This is a genomic window from Thermogutta hypogea (assembly GCF_055386265.1).
Genome location: NZ_AP042425.1, coordinates 3,633,553 through 3,653,799, shown reverse-complemented (window position 1 = coordinate 3,653,799; position 20,247 = coordinate 3,633,553). Strand labels below are relative to the sequence as shown.

Below are 20,247 nucleotides of genomic sequence, written 5' to 3'. Positions count from 1 at the left end.
GCACCGTGACAAGCTACTGTCAGGCATGATCTAACCCTTCGCGCGAGGGGTGAATTCGGAATAGTTGACCTGTTTCAACAAATCGGACGGGAAGTATTGCTATGGGCACTGACAATCGGTCCTTGAGGCACGTGTTGGTCGCGTTCAGCGTGCTGGTTTGGGTGACTTGGGTAGCGCATCCGTATCCATTCGAGGCGAGGGCTTCCTCGGCCGCTGTGGAAGAGCAGGCCGATGAGGAGCATTCCAAGGAAGAGAAGGATTCCAAGGAAGGCGAAAAACAGGAAAAGGCCGAAGATTCGGCGGCGGAGGAAAAACCGGCCGCGAAACAGCCGGCCGACGAGGGCTCCGAAAAGAAGGCGGAGGCGGGCGACTCCCACAAGGAAAAGCCGGCCGCTGAAGCCAAGCCGACCGCTGAAGCCAAACCGGCCGCGGAGCCGCCCAAAACGGCGCAAGCCCCCGCTCAGCAACCGGCGAAACCCGCCCCCGCGACCGCCACGGTCCGACGCGGACTGGTGAAAGTCGAAAAGACGTATAACGCGGTTTTCCAACCCAAGGACATGACGGAGTTGGCCCTGCGCTTTCAAGCGTGGAGTCAGGCGGAAGTCTTGGATGCGGTGGAACACGGTGCCCGGGTGAAGAAAGGCGATGTCTTGGTCCGCTTCAAGACCGAGGACTTGGATCGCGCCATCGCCGATCAAAAACGCTCGCTGGAGGGCGCACGGCGATCTCTCAAGGACGGCGAGGAGTTGCTGGCCATCATGGAAAAGACGGTGCCCTTCGACCTGAAGTCTTTGGAAATCAATCTCGAGCAAACCGAACAGGATACCAAACGGTACTTCGAGGTCGATCGCGAATTGCTTCTGCGGAGCTATGAGATGTCGTTCCGCAGTGCCAAGGAATCGCTCGACTATGCCCGGGCCGAGCTGGAGCAACTGGAAAAGATGTACAAGGCGGACGACCTGACGGAGGAGACGGAGGAGTTGATCCTGCGTCGCCAGCGCTTCGCCGTGGAACGGGCCGAGCTGAGCTTCGTCTTGGCCCAAAATCGGCATGAACAATTCATGAAGATCGACTTGCCGCGGCAGGACGAGGGCATGAAGCGCGATTTGGAGCGCGTGCGACTCCTTGCCGCGCGGTCGCGCATCAGCCTGCCCGCCATGCTGGTGGAGCAGCGCCGGTCCGTGGAGCAACAGAAGATCGACCTGGAGCGCGCGGAGGAACGGCTGGCCAAATTGGTGGCCGACCGCAAGTTGTTGGATTGCCGCGCGCCGTGCGACGGCATCGCCTATTACGGTGCATTCAATCGCGGAGAGTGGGGCGGCGCCACGTCCCTGCAAAGCAAACTCAAGCCGGGCGGCACCGTCTCCAAGAACGAAGTCCTCTTCACCATCGTGCAATTGCCGACGGAAAAGGTCACGTTCAGCGTGGGTGAAGCCGACATCCGCTGGATGGAGGCCGGGCTTGAAGGTACCGTCGAGCCGAAGGCCGCCCCGCGGACGTATCTGCCCGCGGTCGTGACCCAGGTCGCCGGGGTGCCGATCGCGGCCGACAAGTTCGAGGTCACGGCCGAAGTGACCTTGCCGAAGCGTCCTCTGGGGTTGGTGCCCAGCATGACGGGCACGGCGCGGTTCTTGGTGTACGTCAAGAAGGACGCCGTGTTGGTCCCGGCTAAGGCCGTGTTCACCGAGGACTTGGACCCGGCCCGGCGCTACGTCTGGGTCAAAGGCGAGGGAGACCGCCCGGAAAAGCGGCCGGTCGAGGTCGGCGAGTCGGTCGGCGAATCGCTGGAGATTCTCGACGGCTTGCGCGAGGCCGAGGTCGTCTATCTGGAAAAGCCCAAGTCGGAAGAGTGAAAACGGCGTGAGGGTCCGCGTGACGGCGGGCGTGGCGGAAAACGCGGTCCGGATCGGCTGGAGCGGCCGGGCACGTTTCGCGCTTTGGGAGAATCAATCGTGAGCGTCCTCAGCATGAGAGGGGCGTTGGCGGCGGCCGCGATGATCGGGCTGGCGGGGTGGACCTTCGAGGTTCGCTTCGCGAAGGGGATTGCTCCCCAAGCCCCCACCCACCCCGCCCCGTATCTGGCGGCGGTGGAAGGTCCCCGACCGGCCGACGTCGAGCAGCCTTCCGGCGAAGCCGTCGCCGCCGCTTTGCGCAGGGGTGTGGATTTCCTCCTCTTGCGGCAGAACCGCGACGGCTCGTGGGGTTCCGCGCGCAATACCAAGGAGTTGAACATCTACGCACCCGTGCCCGGCGCGCACCACGGGTTCCGCGCGGCGACGACGTCGTTGTGCATCTCGGCCCTGATCGACAGCGGAGACGATCGACCGGAAGTGGCGGAGGCCGTCGAGCGCGGCGAGGTTTGGCTGCGGGAGAATCTGCCGCGCGTGCGGCGGGCGACCCCCGACGCCATCTACAACAACTGGGCGCATGCCTACGCCTTGCAAGCCCTGGCCCGGCTGGTGGCAAGGCACGAGGGCGACCCGGAGCGCCAAGAGGCCCTTCGCGAACTGATGCGGGGCCAGCTCGATCGGTTGACCCGCTACGAATGCGTGGACGGCGGTTGGGCCTACTACGACTTCGACTACGGTACGCAGAAGCCTGCCGGATCGACCATCAGTTTCGTCACGGCCACGGTCTTGACGGCCTTTCACGAAGCCCAAGCTGCGGGCCTGGAAATCCCTTCCCGCCTGGTGGATCGCGCCAAGGCCTCCATCCTCCGCCAGCGCAAGCCGGATTTCACTTATTGTTACGGCGAATACCTCAAGTACGTGCCGATGCATCCCGTCAATCAGCCGGGCGGGAGCCTGGGACGCAACCAGGCGTGCAACCTGGCGATGCGGTTGTGGGGCGACCGGGCCGTCACCGACGAGATCCTCAAGAATTGGCTGGAGCGCCTGATCGCCCGCAACGGATGGCTGGATATGGGCCGCAAACGACCCATTCCCCACGAGTCCTGGTTCGCCGTGGCGGGTTACTTCTACTATTACGGCCACTATTACGCGGCCATGTGCGTGGAGTTGCTCCCGCCGGAGGAACGGCCCCGGTATCAAGACCACCTGGCGACCATCCTCTTGGCTTTGCAGGAGAAGGACGGTTCGTGGTGGGATTACCCGCTCTACGATTACCACCAGCAGTATGGGACGGCGTTCGCGATCATGACCCTGGTCCGCTGCCGCCGCCCGTGACCTAGGGGACGACGGGACCTCGAGTTCGGAAAGTGTCCAAGGGCCGACGTCGCATTCGTAGCGAGCCGTGGGGGCGGCAACTTGCCCCGTGCCTCGCGACGTGCTACAAAACACTCAAGTCGGGGGTTTCGGCCGTTAAGGCAGGGTACCGGCCCGGTTCCCACGGCGGTCGTCGCATGCCACGACTCTTCCCGTTTTCTTTTGAGAACGGATTTCGCGTGATCCCAGGTGGCCGATCATGGCCTTGGTAACTCTCCGTATCGTCGATGGAGCGGATCGCGGACGCGTCTTCGAGAATCTTCCCACGCCGGTCTCGGTGGGTAGGGAGGAAGGGAACTCGATACGTCTGAACGATGAGCGCGTCAGCCGCTTTCATCTCAAAATCCAGGAGGATCGCGGCCGATTGGTCCTCACCGACTTGGCCAGCACCAACGGGACCAAGGTCAACGGGGAACCGGTGCAGGTGACGATCGTCCGGCCCGGCGACGTGGTATCGTTGGGAAAGACCGTGATGCTCGTCGGTTCCCGTGAGGAGATCGCCGAGCGTCTGGCCGACCTGCGCAAGGCTCAAACGGCGGCCGGCAAGAGCGCGGGGGGGCAATCGGACTCGCCGTCGAGTTCCGCCTCGTCGTCGTGGGCGCCGGTCTCCCTGGACTTTGAACTGGATTGGGGCGAGCAAGCCGACCAATTGGCGCCGCTTCACGAGCTGTTGCCGCCCGAGCTGCCCGAGGGGCTTTCTCCTGCCCAGTACGCCCAACTTGCCGAGATCTTCCATTACATTCACTACCGCATCCGCCGGGTCGTGAGGTCGGGCGAGATGACGGCGCATCGCGGCCACGTCAAAATCGACGAGCGCCGCTGGCAGGCTTTACTCGACCTCTACGACCGCGTCGCCGGGTACCTCAAGCAGATCGGCGAGCCGACGGAGTGAATGAGGCCGTGGGCAATCCGCTCGCCGAGGGGATGAGGGCCGCATTCCGGCCTCCCAATGCCGGACGCGCAAGCGAATCTCTCGGCAGTGCGGAGGCTTCCGCGTTTTCCGCCGCATGGTGTGCGCCGTAGCGGGTGCGACGCAGCGTGGCCCTCCCGCAGGCGGCGATTCGTTCCGCGCCGCGGACCTTTTCCTGCGGCTACGTGCCCGGCCGGCCTCGATCGGGTACGGGCGAATCCGCGGGGCCTTTTTGCCGGCGAAGCGCAGTCCCTCCGACACGGTGCCGCCCCGGTTCATCATCGGTCGGGGAGCCGAACCACCATTACGGGTTTCTTTCTCTCTCGGCCGGGCGCGTTACAATCGGCGGACGGGCCTCTGCCGAGGCACGAAGCATCGGCGATCACCGCGCAGGAGCACGCGACATGTCTCATCCGCCTTTTGTGCATTTGCATTGTCATAGCCATTACAGTTTGCTGGACGGCGCCGGGACCGTCGATCGGCTGTTGGAACGGGCACGGCAACTGTGCATGAACGCGCTCGCCCTGACCGATCACGGCAACCTCTACGGGGCGTTGGAGTTCTATCAAAAGGCCTTGGAAAAGGGGATCAAGCCGATCATCGGTTACGAGGCCTACGTGGCGCCCGGCAGCCGCTTCACCCGTGAGGGGAGCATGCGGGAGGCCAGCACGCATTTGACCTTGCTGGCGATCAATGCGGCCGGCTACCGGAATCTGCTGAAGCTGGCCTCGGCGGCGTTTTTGGAAGGCTTCTATTATCGACCGCGGATCGACAAGGATCTGCTGGCCGCGCACCACGAGGGGCTGGTTTGCCTCAGCGGTTGCGCCTCCAGCGAAATGAATCGGATCTTGGCGGCCAAGGACGATCCCGACATCCGCGCCGCCTGCGAGGCCGCCGCCTGGTACCGCGACCTCTTCGGCGACCGCTTCTTCATCGAGATTCAAAACAATCACATCGATATTCACCGGCAATTGCTCCCCGGCCAGGTACAGGTGGCGAAGCGGCTGAACGTCCCCACGGTCGCCACCAACGACGTCCATTACGTGCTCCAAGAGGACTGCGACGCGCAAGACGTGCTGATGTGCGTCAATACGGGCAAGTACCGCAACGACTCCAATCGCATGAAGATGGACGGCCGGGAATACTACATGCGATCGTCGGCGGAGATGTGCGCCGCCTTCTCCGGCTTGGAGGACGCCGTCGCGCGGACCCAACAGATCGCGGATTGGGCGGAGCTGGATTTGGAATTGGGCAAACGGCACTTTCCCCGCTTCGTGCCGCCGGACGGCTCTTCGCCCGAGGAGTACCTCCGCCGATTGTGCGTGGAGGGCCTCAAGGAGCGTTACCGCGGCGATCCTCGGCGGCTGAAGGACGGTGAATTGGCTCCCGAAGTGAAGCAGCGGCTGGAACGCGAGCTCCACGTCATCAACACGCTGGGGTTCCCCAATTACTTCTTGATCGTTTGGGATTTCGTGCGATTCGCCCGATCGCGCGGGATTCAGGCCACGGCCAGAGGTTCGGGCGTAGGCTCGCTGGTGGGATTCGCGCTGCATCTCAGCCACGTCTGCCCGTTGGAGTACGACCTCCTGTTCGAGCGGTTCCTGGATTTGAACCGCCGCGAGGCGCCCGATATCGATATCGACTTCTGCCAAGAGCGCCGCGAGGAGGTGATCCAGTACGTCAAGGAGAAGTACGGGCACGAAAACGTGGCCCAGATTTGTACGTTCAATACGCTGGCGGCGCGGGCGGCGATTCGCGACGTGGGACGGGTCCTGGGACTGCCCATCGCGTTCGTCAACGAGGTCACGGCCCTGGTTCCCAACACGCCGCACATGACCATCGAGAACGCCTTGCAGTTGAGCGAAGACCTCCGCCGCCGCTACGAGACCGACTCGCAAGTCCGCGAGGTGATCAACTACGCGCGTCAGATCGAGGGGTTGGCCCGTAATGTGGGAACGCATGCCGCCGCCGTGGTGATCGCCGATCGCCCGCTCAGCGACTATCTGCCCCTCCAGCGGATTCAGGGCAAGGAGGAAGTCATCACGCAGTGGGAGATGGGCTGCGTGGAGAAGGCCGGCCTGTTGAAGATGGACTTCCTCGGCCTCCGCAATCTCACGATCCTCTCCAAGGTGATCGCGCTGATCGAGCAGACCACCGGCAAACGCGTCAACCCTTACGAGTTTCCCCTGGACGACGCGGCCACGTTCGAATTGCTGCGCCGCGGCGAGACCAAGGGCGTGTTCCAATTGGAAAGCGGCGGCATCCGCGAGCTGTTGCAGCGGATGAAGCCGGACGACATCCGCGACATCATCGCCGTCAACGCCCTGTACCGCCCGGGGCCGCTGGAAGGCGGTATGGTGGACGACTACATCCAGGTCAAGCACGGCCGCAAAAAGGCCGAGTACGCCCACCCCGTGATGCAGGAAATCCTGGAGGAGACGCACGGGGTCATGGTCTATCAGGAACAGGTCATGCGGATTCTCAATCGGCTCGGCGGAATCGAGCTGGCCGAGGCCTATACCTGCATCAAGGCCATCAGCAAGAAGAAGCACGACAAGATCGCCAAGTATCGCGAGGACTTCGTCAAGGGGGCGTGCGCCCAAGGGCTGTCGAAATCGGCGGCCGAAGGACTGTTCAATCTGATCGAGAAATTCGCGGGCTACGGTTTTAACAAGAGCCATTCCACGGCCTACGCGCGGATCGCCTACATCACGGCGTACCTCAAGGCGCATCATCCCCTGGAGTTCATGGCGGCCCTGCTTTCCAGCGACATTACGAACCGCAATTTCACCCGCAAGGACTCGCTGGTCGAGCATCTGGAGGATTGCCACCGCATGGAGCTGGAGGTGGTGCCGCCCGACGTGAACCTATCGGAGACCGAGTTTTCGGTGAGCGAGGGGCGGATCGTGTTCGGGCTGTCGGCCGTCAAGGGTTGCGGGGGAGCGGCGGCCGAGGCCGTCGTCGCCGAGCGGCTCCGCAACGGACCCTACCGCAGCCTCTTCGATTTTTGCGAGCGGCTGGAACAGTCGGCCGTCAACCGCACCGCGATCGAGTCGCTGATCAAGGCCGGGGCCTTTGATCGGCTGGGCGGGAATCGGGCGCAGTTGACGGCGGTCTTGGACCGGGCCATCCAGCACGGGTCCGCCGCCGCCGAGGACCGCCGCCGAGGGCAGCGCAGCCTGTTCGAGAGCGACGAAGGACCCGGCGAAGCGCCGAGCGAGATGACCCTCCCCGACGTTCCCGACTGGTCGGAGCGGGAAAAACTGGCCCATGAAAAGGAGGTGCTGGGCTTCTATTTCTCCAGCCATCCCCTCCGCGAATACGAGCAAAAGCTGCGGCAATACTGTTCACACGGGACGGCCGACCTGGCCGAGTTGGGCGAGGGGGCGGAAGCGGCGGTGGGCGGCGTGGTATCCGCCGTCAACGTCAAGCTCACCCGCAACCCCAGGCCCGATGCCCCCAACAAATTCGCCATGTTCGACTTGGAGGATACCTCGGGCATCGTCCGCTGCATCATGTGGCCGGAGGCCTACGCCCGGTACGGCGAACATCTCTCCGGCGATCGCGTCGTGGTGGCTCTGGGAACGATCGACAAACGCGGCGGCGGCGACGAATTCAACCTCATCGTGCAAGAGTTGATCCCCGTCGAGGATTTGGAACGGCGTTTTACCCGCGGGCTTCAGCTTCAGGTGATCGAGGACCGGGATCCCGGCGACGTTTTCGATCATCTCTACCGGCTGGTGAAGAGGTATCCGGGCCAGGGCGAATTGCAATTGCTGTTGTTGTTGCGGGACGGCCGGCAGGTCGTCATGGACTGCCGGGGGTTGGGCGTGGCACTCGACTCGGAACTGACCGATCGCCTCGAGGAGATTCTCGGGACGGGCCGCGTGCGAAGGTTGGCCTTGCGACTGCGGAACGGCAGAAACGGCCATTCCCGCGGCTCAACAGCGGGACGCGTCAACGGCAATCGCGTCCCAAGCAAGCGTCCGTTGGGCACCGGGGCAAACGGATCATCTCGCGGCCGAAACTGAGTCGCCGGCGTCCCCCGCCGCCGACCCCGCCCCGCGCCGGCGCACGGCCGAGACGGGATTTGCCCGACTTGCCGGAACGGAAAACCTTCCCACTGCGACGGCTTCTCCGCGGAAAAGACGACGGCGCGGCGCGTCTTTTCGTTATTCGCGAAGACCGATTTTTTCGATGGAATCGAAAAAGGGATCGCGGCGCGGGATCGCCTGCCTCCGCCGCGCCACTCCCTGCGGCTCGTCGTCGTTCGCGGCAGGCGCTTGAAGTCTGGGGATCAGACATCGGAATCCGACGGATCGTCAGCATCGGACCGGCCGGCGTCGACCAGGGAAGGTGATGATTCATGGAAGGAATTCGCCCGGTGCGTTCAGGCTTCGCGTTCGCGCTCTGCGTCTCACTTTTCACCGGCGCGGGGGCATGGGGGCAGGCTTGGGGCGGCGGGGAGAATCGGTTCGCCGTGCCGGAGTCCGCGGCCGCCGTGAGCGGCACCGCCTATAGCCCCGCGGCGATGCTCACGGTGTCCGAGCCTTCCTCGTCGGCCGTTCTACCGCGGATCTGTCCGCCGCGGAGCACGCCGTGGCACTTGCCTCAGCCGAGCTTCTTGCAGGCCGCGAACATTCGCCTGGGCGGCTGGCTGGAGCAGGGTATCACCTTCAACGCCACGGACCCGGCCGACCATTTCAACGGTCCCGTGGCAACCAATGATCTGGACGGCGAATACCAGATGAACCAGTTGTGGCTGTTCCTCGACCGCCCCGCCGACAACGGCGGTTGCGGTTTTGCTTGGGGCGGTCACCTGGACATGACGTACGGCACGGACTGGCGATTCGGCATCAATCGCGGGTTGGAGGATCGCATCAACGGCTTCAACCGGCAGACCTACGGACTGGTCATACCGCAGGCGTACCTGGAGTTCGCCTGGAATCGTCTGTCGATCAAGCTGGGGCACTTCGCGGGGATTCTGGATTACGAGGCCGTGCCGGCGCCCATGAATCCCTTCTACAGCCACTCCTACTCCTACGGATATACGGTGCCGCAACTGGTGACCGGCATGTTGGCCGACTATCGCTGGACCGATCAGTTCTCCATCCAAGCCGGTTTTCATCGCGGCTGGATGATGTTCGAGGACAACAACGACACGCTCGACTTCATGGGCGGGATTAGGTGGAAATCGTGCGACGGGCGATTGCAATTCGCGTACGCAATCTCCGTAGGACCTCAGGACGACGCCGGCAATCAGGACCGCTTCGCCGGCAGCTTCGTGGCCCAGTGGCAGGCGAGCAAGCGTTGGAAGTACGTTTTGGTTCAGAACATCGGCTACGAAAACGACGCCTTGCCGGACCTTCAGAATCCGCCGGCCCGGCAGGACGCCGAGTGGTACGGGATCAATCAGTATTTCATCTACACCATCAACCCGTGCTGGTCGGCGGCGATGCGGGTGGAATGGCTGCGCGACGACGACGGCGCGCGCGTGGCGGGGCCGGGAAACATCCCCGGCGTGCGGGCGTTCAGCGGGCGGGGGTTCGCGGGGGACTTCTACAACGTCACGCTGGGGTTGAATTGGCGCCCCACGCCGAATTGGCTGGTCCGGCCTGAAATCCGTTGGGACTGGTACGACGGTCCCGCCGGCCCGACCGGGCTGCCTTTCGACGGCGGCAATCGCGATGATCAGTTCACCGCGGCGATCGACGCTACATTGCTCTTCTGAGGTTTTATGGAAGAATGGCACCGGCGATCCGCCTCGGACACGGAGGCCGGGCGGGATCGACGGTTGAGGAAGGGGATTCGGTCCGGAGCGGCCGACCCAAGAAACGGAAGCGGCCCCGTCGCATGGGAAGCGGCGGGGCTGCTTTCATTCCGGTCGCATGAGGAACCGCGTGCCGGCGCATGCGCCGCCCATCGAAGGGTGCGATCCTGCCCGCGCGGGAACACCGGTTGCGTCAGCCTTGTCCTTCGGCTTGCCAACCGTAGGCGTGGTAAGTGAACCGGGTGCTGCCGTCGGGGTTCAGGTCGAAGATGCCGAAGCCCTCGGGAAAGCCCTTGTTGGCGCCTTTCCACCAGCGGCCGGAGACGGCCCCGTCGCAGACGTACTTCACGCCTCGGTACAACACCTCGTCCACCATGTGGATGTGCCCGGAGACGGCCAAGCGGACGTTGCGCTCGCCGAAAAGCCCGGCGAGTGATTGGCTTCCCGCACAGATCGAAGCGGCTCCGATTTTGAAGGCCCCCTCGTTCACGGCGTTAGGTAGGACGGTAACCGTGATGATCGGGATGTGGCTGACGACCACGGCGGGGGTATCGGCGGGCTTCTCGCTCAGGTCCTGACGCAGCCAGGCAAGCTGTTCCTCGTCTAGGCCGCCCTCATATAGTCCCGACTCGGAGGGCAGGATGCTGTCCAGGACGTAGAATCGCCAGCCGCCGTGATCGAAGGCGTAGTAGGGCCGCTTGATCTCCAGCTTTTCGCAATACATGCGCTTGCCGAACCCCGGCGTCTCTTCCGTCACGCCGTGCTTGCGGCCCCAGCCGAAGACGTCGTGATTGCCCATGCAATGGCGAACCGGGATGTCGGTATTGTCGGCGACGACCTTCTTGAACAGATCGAACAGCGAAGAGGATCGCTCGGCGGACTGCTCCAAGGCGTCCATGATGAGATCGCCGCCGGTCATGATGAAGTCGGGCTTGGGGTCGAGCTGATTGACGGCCTGGAGGCAGGCTGCAAGACCCTGGGCCGCCTTCAGTTCCGGCTGCACGTGAATGTCCGTGAGATGGACGAAACGAAAACCGTTGGGGGCGAGCGCCGTGGTCGCGGCCCGAGCCGTACCACCTCTCCCCCACAGACTTCCGCCCAAGGCGGCCAAGGCACTTGCCAGTACGTTACGCCGAGAAACACGACGCATCACTTTTTCCTCCTTCTCTCTTTTTTACCCGAATACCGCAACCAAGCTCAGTTGTTGCGATCTTTTCATCTTTCCTTACTTGGCCGCGGACGCAACGTCTCCGCCGTCGGCTCTCGCCGGAGGCTGACTATCGTTGAAGATTCTAGGGGCTTATTGCGGCTGTTTCCACCGACGGAAATGGAATTTACCGATTTTTTACAAACCGGCGGGCGCGACCGCGGAAGCGGGACCGGCGGGGCGTCGGGCTGTGCCGCGGCTGTTTCTCTCTTGCTCCCGCACGGAGCGTTTGCTAGGTTCTCCCCTCCCGGCGGTGCCGGTCTGCCGCAAAACCGCAACGGGAAGGGGGGGAACAATGCGCACAGCGGTCAAGGAAGAGGGCGTTGCTGCATGAGTCGCCCGGTCAAAGTCCTGCACATTTTTGCCCGCATGAACTGCGGCGGGGCCGAGCACCGCACGCTGGAACTCATGCGTGCCGTCGATCCGCGCGAAGTCCGGATGGATTTTTGCGCGTTGTCCGGGTTGCCGGGAGTTCTGGATCACGAGATTCGGGCGCTTGGGGGCCAAGTCCACCGGCTGCCGTTGAAGCAGGCCGGCTTTGCCCGGGCCTTTCGCCGCCTGCTTGCCGGCGAGGGCTACGATGTGGTGCATGCGCATGTGCACTATCCGTCGGGGTGGATTCTACGCCTGGCCTATCAAGCGGGTGTGAAGCGGCGGATCGTCCATTTCCGCAGCGATTCCGACGGCCGGAGCGAATCTTGGACCAGGCGGATCGTGTGCTGGGGATTGCAACGCCTGATCGATCGTTATGCGACCGACATCGTGGCCGTCAGCCGCGCCGCTATGGAAAAAGCTTGGAAGCCGTCCCGACGCAATGATCCGCGTTGCCGCGTCATCTATAACGGCCTGGACCTGACGCGCTTCCCGGATCCCACGGATGTCCAAAAAGCCTGGAAAACGCGGGAGAAGTTGGGCGTTCTCCCGGAAAGCCCGCTTTGCATCCACGTCGGCAGCCTGCGTCCGCCGAAGAATCACGAGCGTGTGCTGCGAATCTTCAAGGCGGTCGAAGAACGCACGCCGGGGGCCATGTTAATGCTGGTGGGCGATACGCTGGACCGCACGGCGTGGCTGGCGGAACGGCTCTGCTCGCTCGGGTTGTGTCCCTCGGTTCGCGTGCTAGGGCGCCGCGACGACGTTCCGGACTTGCTGGCGGCCGCGGACGTGATGCTGTTCCCCTCGTTGTGGGAGGGGTTGCCCGGCGCGGTGTTGGAAAGCCTCGCCGCGGGCACGCCGGTGGTCGCCTCGGACCTGCCCAGCATCCGTGAAATCGCCGAGTTCTTGCCGGGGCTCCGGGTGATCTCGCTGTCCGAGTCGGACCGCCATTGGGCGAAGCTGATCGCCCATGCGGCCCATCCCACCACCGCGCAACGGTCGGCGATGCGGCGTGCGTTCGCCGAAAGCCCGTTTACCATCGAACACCATGCCCGGCAGATGCGCGAACTTTGGCTGGAGCCGGCGTTTGCCGAGAGCAGCCCCGACTGGGAAGGCGTGCGTCGCCGCCCGGCGGCATCGTCGCTTCCTCTCGGTAATGAGGGCGCGGGAGAAAGCGAAACGCTGCGCGAAGGGAGGTCGGCGGCGTGAGCTGGGCCAAGGCGACCATCATGGCGGCTGTGGTTGTCGCGGCATTCGCGATCACGCTGCGGCGGCTGGGCGAGTACGGCGGCGTCCATTTTCCCGAGTTGACCCATTTCTTCGCCTACGCCCCGGCATTCCTCTTGGGGATGATGTACTGGTTGCATTGTCCGTCGTTTCCCCGTTCGCGGGCGGTCTCGGTCTTCGCGGCCGTCCCGATCGTGGGTTTGACCTACGCGAGTTTCGCGGGCGGCAACACGCCGCTGGTGGTCGCGGCCTTCCTTGTGATGGGCATTCCCATTGCGGCGATGATTACCGCTCACCGCTGGTGGATTCCCGCCGCCCGAGTCTTCGTCCTCGCCAACGCCGCCGCTTTGCTGCTGATCCTGTATTTGGACTATGTCGTGCATGCGGGGAGTTGGGGCCGTATCCTCGTGCGATTCGGCTACACCTGCCTGCAAGACGGCGAGGCCTCGACCAATCCGAATCAGGTGGGAGGGCAATTCGCCCTGGCCGCCGTCATGGGAATGATCCTGTTTCTGAGGTCGAGCCGCGCGGCGCCGAAGTCGGGCGCTTCGAGCGATGCCCTGCCGGGCATGAGCGACCGCCGGGAATGCGCGGACTGCATCGTCCCTGTCGGCGGCGGGGCCGCCGGGGGCGTCTCGAACGTGCCGTTCAGCGCGGCACGGTCCTGCTCGCGGGGCCTATCCCACCTCGACGCAAGCCCCGGCGTCGGCGCCGTGCGCGCGGCGGCCTTCGACTGGCTGTCGCTGTCGGCGGCCGGCCTCTTGGCCCTGGGGTGCATCCTCACCGGTTCGCGCGGGGCCGGCCTGGCGCTTCTCGCTTCCCTCGGCGTGCTCTTGATCGCGGATGCTCGATTCCAAAGAGGCGGGCGACAACGCGACTTCGTGGCGGTGGGCCTCGTCGCCCTTTGGCTGGGTGCCTTGGCGGTCTTCCTCTCCGGGATCAATCCGTTGGAACGCATCCAGGCACGCCTCATGGGCAGCGAATCGGTCAGCATCCGCTCGCTGGGAAGTCGTCTGCCCATCTGGGAAAACGCCTTCCGCGCTTGGACGGCGGATGTCAGCCGCATTCTGATCGGTACCGGGACGGGGCAGGCCGACTACGCGGTGGGCGAACTCGATGAGGGCGCCGCCCCCAGCGAGCACGGAGACTACCTCCGCAACTGCCATAACATGTTCATCGAATGGCTGTTGAGCTTCGGCATCCTCGGCCTGGTGCCGGGCGGTTGGTTCTACTTGGCCTGCTGGCGGCAGGCTTCGCTCCTGGATCGAGCCGAGGGAACGTTTTCCCGCCGCACGCTGTTGCTTGCCACGACGCTATTCGGCATGACGGCCGTGCTTTACCGCCACTTTCATTGGATCGTCACGTCGGCCTGGTTGTTGGCCTTTCTGGATCCCGCTTCGCTGGGGGCGGGCATGGGGGCTTCCACGCGATCGGAAGACCCGGCGGTGATCCCGAGTGGGGCCTTTGCTCTTGGTTGCGGCGGTGGGGCGTGGCGAGAGTTTCCAAGCGGGTACTTCAGAAACCTTCCTCCCCCTGTCGATAGGAAAGGGGGTGGGTTTTCCGACACCATCCCCGCGTTGCCCAGTCCCCGAGTCTTCCACCGATGATCATCCTCCATGCGGCCCCGGTTACGTGGTCTTCCCCGAACGGCGTGACGTCGGCGGTTCAATCCGCGGTTGCGGCACAGAACGCGGTGCCCGACTGTCGTGCGGCCCTCTTGATTACTTCGCGCGACGCCGGGGTGCCACCGCCCCTGGAGTTTCCCGTTTTCCTGTTGGGAGAAGGGTTCGAGGTTTCCCGCGGCCGGCTGCCGGCCGGGCTGCCGGAACCGTTTCGTCGCCCCGACCTGGTGGTGTTCCATAGCACCTTTGTCCCGCATCACGCGGTCCTGGCGGCGCACTGGCGAGCTTTGGGTGTTCCCTATCTCGTTTGCCCCCACGGCGGCATGACGGCGGAAGCCCTGCGGCAAAAGGCATGGAAAAAGCAGTTGGGGCGGCTGTGGTTCTTTGATGAGCTGATCCGGCACGCGGCGGCCATCCAATATCTTTCGCACGGCGAATGGCAAAGGTCCGGCGATTGGGGACGACCTGTGATCATCGCAGGCAACGGCGTTCATCCCCCAACCGACGACGAGCTTGCCCGGCCGGGGTCGCGTGCCGATCGACGATGGCTCTTCCTAGGACGGCTCCACGTCGAACACAAGGGTTTGGACGTGCTCTTGGAGGCGTGTGCCCGGGTGAAGGAGCTTTTGCTCCGCCGCGGCGTCGAGGTGGTCATCGTGGGACCGGACGTGAACGGTTCCCGGCGGCTGCTGGAAAACCGTATTCGGGCGTCGGACTTGGGAAGGCTGGTGCGGCTCGCCGATGCGGCGGTAGGCGATCAGAAGCGGGACTGGTTCCGGTCCGCCGATTTGTTCGTCCATCCTTCCCGTACCGAGGGACATCCCACGGCGGTGTTGGAGGCCATGTCGTACGGACTGCCGGTCTTGGTGACCCTCGGCACCAATGTAGCGGAGGAGGTGGCGGCCGCGGGAGCCGGCTGGGAGACTTTTTGTGAGCCGGACGAACTGGCACGCGATCTGCGCAACCTGGCCGAATGCCCCGGGGCGGCCTTCGCCCGGGCCGGTCTCGCCGCGCGAAACTGGGTACTGCGTGAATTGACCTGGGATCGCGTCGCTGCGCGGACGGTGAGCAAGTATCGCAGGGTGCTTCAACTCGCCCGAGCCGCCTGATCCCCCGTTTGCTTCGACGGCGGCTCGCATTGCGGCAACTTCGCAAAAAAAGCACCACCGACTTGCGCCGGTGGTGCGGGCTCGTTTTCACACTTGCATCAGGCGATTCCGGCCGCCGGTTCGCGCCGGCGGGTCGCTCGCGTTACTTGGCTCGCGTTACTTGGCGCGCTTGGCCTTGATGGAGGCCTGGGCGGCCGCCAGTCGGGCGATGGGCACGCGGTACGGCGAGCAGCTCACGTAGTTCAGGCCCGTGCGGAAGCAAAACTCGACCGAGTCCGGATCGCCGCCTTGCTCGCCGCAGATCCCGACCTTGAGTTCAGGACGCGTGGCGCGACCCTTGGTCACGGCCATCTGGATCAATTGGCCGATGCCCTCTTGGTCGATGGTCTGGAACGGATCGGCCATCAGAATCCGCTTCTCCAGGTAAGCGGGCAGGAAGCCGCCGATGTCGTCCCGGCTGAAGCCGAAGCCCATCTGCGTGAGATCGTTCGTGCCGAACGAGAAGAACTGGGCCGTGACGGCCATCTTGTCCGCCAGCAAGCAGGCCCGCGGAATCTCGATCATCGTTCCGTACAGATATGCGATCTTCACGCCGAACTGCTTTTCGACCTCGGCGTGGACCTGATCGACGACGGCCTTGGTGACGTCGAGTTCCTTGACGTCGCAGGTGACGGGGACCATGATCTCCGGGTGGGGTTTCTTGCCGGCCTTGAGCAGCTCGGCGGCGGCTTCGAAGATGGCGCGGACCTGCATGGCCGTGACCTCGGGGTAGCTGATTCCCAGCCGCACGCCGCGATGGCCCATCATCGGGTTGCTTTCATGCAATTCGCGGGCCCGTTCCTGGATCTGCTCGACCGTAATGCCGAGGACCTTGGCCAGATCCGCCTGTTTGTCCTCCTCTTGCGGGACGAACTCGTGCAAGGGCGGGTCCAATAGACGGATCGTGACCGGCAAGTCGTCCATCGCCTCCAGCGTGCTCTTGATGTCGCGCTTGAAGAAGACGAACAGCTCGTCCAAGGCCTTTTGGCGCTCGGCGGTGGTCTTGCTGAGGATCATCTTCCGCAATACCAACAGCGGCTCATCGGAGCCTTCGCCGTAGAACATGTGCTCGGTCCGGAACAGCCCGATGCCCTCGGCGCCGAACTCCCGGGCCTTCTTGGCGTCCTGCGGGGTGTCGGCATTGGTCCGCACGCCCAGCTCGCGGAATTTCTCCACCAGCTCCATGAACCGCCTGAGGCGGGGGTTCTCCGTGGCGTCGATGAGCGGCAGCCGCCCTTCGTACACCAGGCCCCGCGTGCCGTTCAAGGTCACGTAATCGCCCTGTTTCCAGGTCTTATCGCCGATCTTCATCACGCCGGCGGCGACGTCGATCTTGATCATCCCGGCGCCGACGATGCAGCACTTGCCCCAACCGCGGGCCACCAGGGCCGCGTGGCTGGTCATGCCGCCGCGAGCGGTAAGGATGCCCTCGGCGGCACGCATGCCCTCCACGTCCTCCGGGTTGGTCTCTTCGCGAACGAGGATGACCTTTTTCTCCTGCTTGGCCCAGGCCACGGCGTCATCGCTGGTGAAGACGATCTGACCGCAGGCGGCGCCCGGGCCGGCCGGCAAGCCGCCGGCAATCGGCTTGGCCTTCTTCTCGGCGGCCGGATCCATGATCGGGTGCAGCAGCTCGTCCAATTGCTTGGGTGCCACGCGGAGGACGGCGGCGGCCTCGTCGATCAAGCCCTCCGCCAACATGTCCATGGCGATGTTCAAGGCCGCGGTGCCCGTCCGTTTGCCGACCCGGCATTGCAGCATCCAAAGCTTGCCCTCTTGGATGGTGAACTCGATGTCCTGCATGTCCTTGTAGTGCTTTTCCAAGCGGATGCGAATATCGTCGAGTTCCTTGTAGAGGGCGGGGGCCGCCTCTTCCAGCGAAGGCAGGTGCTTGTTCTGCTCGCTTTTCGTGGCGATGTTGAGCGGGTTGGGGGTACGGATGCCCGCCACCACATCCTCGCCCTGGGCGTTGGGCAACCATTCGCCGTAGAACTTGTTCTCGCCGGTGGCCGGGTTGCGGCTGAACGCCACCCCCGTCGCCGAGTTGTCGCCCATGTTGCCGAACACCATGCTCTGCACGTTGCAGGCGGTTCCCCATTCGTCGGGAATGCCCTCGATGCGGCGGTAGGAGACGGCCCGCTTGCCGTTCCAGCTCTTGAAGACCGCCCCGATCCCGCCCCACAACTGCTCTTGCGGGTCGTCCGGGAACGGCTTGCCGAGCACCTCCTTGACCTTGGCCTTGAACTGCTCGCAGAGGGCCTGCAAATCCTCGGCCGTCAGATCGGTGTCCTTCTCGTAGCCCTTTTTGTGCTTCAGGGCTTCCATCAGACGCTCGAGTTGCTGGCGGATGCCCTGGCCTTCCGCGGGTTCCACCCCCTCGGCCTTCTCCATCACCACGTCGGAATACATCATGATGAGCCGGCGATAGGCGTCGTACACGAACCGGGGATTATTCGTCTTCTTGATCAAACCCGGGATCGTCTTGCTGCACAAACCGACGTTCAGCACGGTCTCCATCATGCCGGGCATGGACCGCCGCGCGCCCGAACGGCAAGAGACCAAGAGGGGATTCTCCGCGTCGCCGAACTTCATGCCCATGGCCGCTTCGACCTTCGCCAGGGCGTCGGCCACCTGTGCCTTCAATCCCTCGGGATATTGCCCGCCGTGCTTCATGAAGTGGGTGCAGACTTCCGTGGTGATGGTGAAACCGGCGGGGACGGGGAGGCGGAGGTCCGGATGTCCAGCCATTTCCGCTAGATTGGCGCCCTTACCGCCCAGCAGGTTGACCATGCCGGCGTTGCCTTCGGTGCCCTGCGGTCCGAAAAAATAGACGTACTTTGCAGACTGTGCCATCGTGTGAGTTCCTTAAAAAATGAACGACCTTCCCAACTCCCCGGAGGGTACTCCCGGCTACCCTTGATGCGGGGACATCCTAAGACTCCGTCCTCTGTGCCCGCCCTGTGGTTGCCAAGCCCCAACAGCTAAGATTCGCGCCAATGGGAACGAAACTCGCCGCGAATGGGCGACGGCTAGCGCGACGCGTCCCGCGGTGGACTTGTAAACCCACCGTAACTGATAAAGATTCCATCCGATAGAACCGTTTAGTCTACGGGCTGGGCACGCCGGCGTCAACGAACCCCGCAGCTATGGGTGCCGGGCGACCCATCCGATGGTATGGTTTCCCGGCGATTTTGGTGCCCGGGGCGAACAGGGCGCAGGTGCTCCGTCTCGTCCGCGGCGGCAGCGCGATGCCCGGCCGGCGTCCTGCGCGACCGAGCGCGGCCCATTCCGGAGCCTGCGGGGCGATCGCCCTTCTCGGTGTCTGCACAGGCCGTCTGCACAGGCCCGATAGGGGTGTGTTCGCGGCACGCTACCTGCGACTCGAGTTCCACGACGCGAATTCCGGGGACTTCGCTTCCACGGGGGCGCAAAAGTCGGCAAAATAGGTCGAAGTCTCGCCCGGGCGGCATCCGCTCAGGCCGACGAAACGCCCAGGGAGCGCTGCCATGCGATCGAAGAAGCGTCGCGCCGCCGGCCTCAAGTCACGGCGTCACGGTTTTCGCCGGAGGACGCCGCCGGGGACGCCGCCGGGCACCCTGGTCTCCGTGCCTTCCGCCCCGCCGCCCACCGTTACCTACACCGTGTTCGACGCGGAGAGTTGCTCGGAACGGCGGATCCCCCGCCTGGAAGACCTGCCGCTGACCGCCGAACCGACGGTCACGACGTGGATCGACGTGGACGGGACCGGCAACGCGGCGGCGCTGGAGCAGATCGGCCGGACGCTCGGGCTTCATCCGCTGGCGCTCGAGGATGTCGTGCACTCGCACCAGAGGGCGAAGGTGGAGGAATACGGAGACTGGCTCTTCATCGTCGCCCGGCTGCCCCATTTGAACGGGGAATTGGAAACCGAGCAGATCAGCATGTTCTTGCGCAAAGGTCTGCTGGTCACTTTTCAACCCCGGCCCGGCGATGCCTTCGCCCCGGTTCGCAAGCGGTTGCGCGATCCGGCCTCGCCCCTTCGCTCGGCGGGCGCCGACTACCTGGCCTATTCGTTGCTGGACCTGGCGGTGGACGCGTTTTATCCCGTGCTGGAAAACTTCGGCGACCGCATCGATGCGATCGACGAGCAGGCGGCGACTTCCGATCCGCGTTCCGTGTTGCACGCCATCCACGGCCTGCGCCGCGAGTTGCTGTTTTTGCGGCGTGCCGTTTGGCCGCATCGCGACGCCTTGCAGACGCTGGCCCGCCAGGACCGCTTCCTCGGCCCCGAAACCCGCATCCATCTCCGCGATTGCATCGACCACGTGACGGCCATCATGGAGTTGACGGAGACCTACCGCGAAATGTGCGCCGATCTCCGCGACTATTGCATGTCGCTGATCGGCAATCGCATGAACGAAGTCATGAAGTGGCTGACCCTGACGGCCACGCTGTTCATCCCGCTGAGCTTCATCACCGGCATTTACGGCATGAACTTCGACCCCGACGCCTCCCCCTGGAACATGCCCGAGCTGCGATGGACCTTCGGGTATCCCTTTGCGTTAAGTTTGATGTTGCTGGTGGCCTTGGGGATGATGTACACGTTCTACCGGCGAGGTTGGATCGGCCGCGGTGAGGCAGTTTTCGCGGAATCGCCGGGCGGTCGCCCAAATGGCACGATCGGCGCGTCCGAGGCCGGGGCGGGCACGGCGGCGGATACGGCGGATGCGGAAAACGAATCGCGCCGTCCGGATCGGGCGAGATCGAACGGCGCGTGAAACGGGCACA

Annotated in this window: 11 protein-coding genes; 9 read left to right on the top strand and 2 right to left on the bottom strand. The window is 64.1% G+C overall.

The features are described 5' to 3' along the window. Positions 1 to 101 precede the first annotated feature (101 nt). From ACZ5B4_RS13130 to ACZ5B4_RS13110, 5 genes are all read left to right on the top strand, one after another. Positions 102 to 1,853, top strand: coding sequence for an efflux RND transporter periplasmic adaptor subunit (locus tag ACZ5B4_RS13130; protein WP_464911685.1), 1,752 nt, complete (start codon positions 102 to 104; stop codon positions 1,851 to 1,853). Between the two features lie 99 nt (positions 1,854 to 1,952). Beyond that, positions 1,953 to 3,185 (top strand): prenyltransferase/squalene oxidase repeat-containing protein, encoded by a 1,233-nt coding sequence (locus ACZ5B4_RS13125; protein ID WP_464911684.1) that lies wholly within the window; start codon positions 1,953 to 1,955, stop codon positions 3,183 to 3,185. Positions 3,186 to 3,423: 238 nt separating this feature from the next. Further along, complete coding sequence (locus ACZ5B4_RS13120) at positions 3,424 to 4,116, top strand: FHA domain-containing protein (protein ID WP_464911683.1); 693 nt, start codon at positions 3,424 to 3,426, stop codon at positions 4,114 to 4,116. Between the two features lie 422 nt (positions 4,117 to 4,538). Continuing rightward, complete coding sequence (dnaE, locus tag ACZ5B4_RS13115; RefSeq protein ID WP_464911682.1) at positions 4,539 to 8,165, top strand: DNA polymerase III subunit alpha; 3,627 nt, start codon at positions 4,539 to 4,541, stop codon at positions 8,163 to 8,165. Positions 8,166 to 8,500: 335 nt separating this feature from the next. Continuing rightward, positions 8,501 to 9,865: an outer membrane beta-barrel protein gene (locus tag ACZ5B4_RS13110; RefSeq protein WP_464911681.1), complete on the top strand. Its 1,365-nt coding sequence runs from the start codon at positions 8,501 to 8,503 to the stop codon at positions 9,863 to 9,865. A gap of 232 nt (positions 9,866 to 10,097) precedes the next feature. Here the strand turns inward: ACZ5B4_RS13110 and ACZ5B4_RS13105 are convergent, their stop codons facing one another. Beyond that, positions 10,098 to 11,054 (bottom strand): metallophosphoesterase family protein, encoded by a 957-nt coding sequence (locus ACZ5B4_RS13105; protein WP_464911680.1) that lies wholly within the window; start codon positions 11,052 to 11,054, stop codon positions 10,098 to 10,100. Positions 11,055 to 11,441: 387 nt separating this feature from the next. Between ACZ5B4_RS13105 and ACZ5B4_RS13100 the strand changes: the two genes are divergently transcribed. The 3 genes from ACZ5B4_RS13100 to ACZ5B4_RS13090 are packed head-to-tail and all read left to right on the top strand — an operon-like array spanning position 11,442 to position 15,441. Further along, positions 11,442 to 12,692: a glycosyltransferase gene (locus ACZ5B4_RS13100; RefSeq protein ID WP_464911679.1), complete on the top strand. Its 1,251-nt coding sequence runs from the start codon at positions 11,442 to 11,444 to the stop codon at positions 12,690 to 12,692. Further along, positions 12,689 to 14,317 carry an O-antigen ligase family protein gene (locus ACZ5B4_RS13095; protein WP_464911678.1) on the top strand — a complete coding sequence of 543 codons (1,629 nt, stop codon included), beginning with the start codon at positions 12,689 to 12,691 and terminating at the stop codon, positions 14,315 to 14,317. Before ACZ5B4_RS13100 ends, ACZ5B4_RS13095 begins: the two co-directional genes overlap by 4 nt. Continuing rightward, complete coding sequence (locus ACZ5B4_RS13090) at positions 14,314 to 15,441, top strand: glycosyltransferase (protein ID WP_464911677.1); 1,128 nt, start codon at positions 14,314 to 14,316, stop codon at positions 15,439 to 15,441. The genes ACZ5B4_RS13095 and ACZ5B4_RS13090 overlap by 4 nt, the downstream gene beginning before the upstream one ends. A 156-nt stretch (positions 15,442 to 15,597) precedes the next feature. Here ACZ5B4_RS13090 and ppdK read toward each other — a convergent pair whose 3' ends face one another. Next, entirely contained in the window at positions 15,598 to 18,333 is a 2,736-nt protein-coding gene (gene ppdK, locus ACZ5B4_RS13085) for a pyruvate, phosphate dikinase (RefSeq protein ID WP_464911676.1), read from the bottom strand. Between the two features lie 653 nt (positions 18,334 to 18,986). On the opposite strand from ppdK, the gene corA reads away from it, so the two are divergent. After that, the gene (gene corA, locus ACZ5B4_RS13080; RefSeq protein ID WP_464911675.1) at positions 18,987 to 20,237 is read left to right on the top strand and encodes a magnesium/cobalt transporter CorA; all 1,251 of its coding nucleotides are present in this window, start codon (positions 18,987 to 18,989) and stop codon (positions 20,235 to 20,237) included. Positions 20,238 to 20,247: the final 10 nt, after the last annotated feature.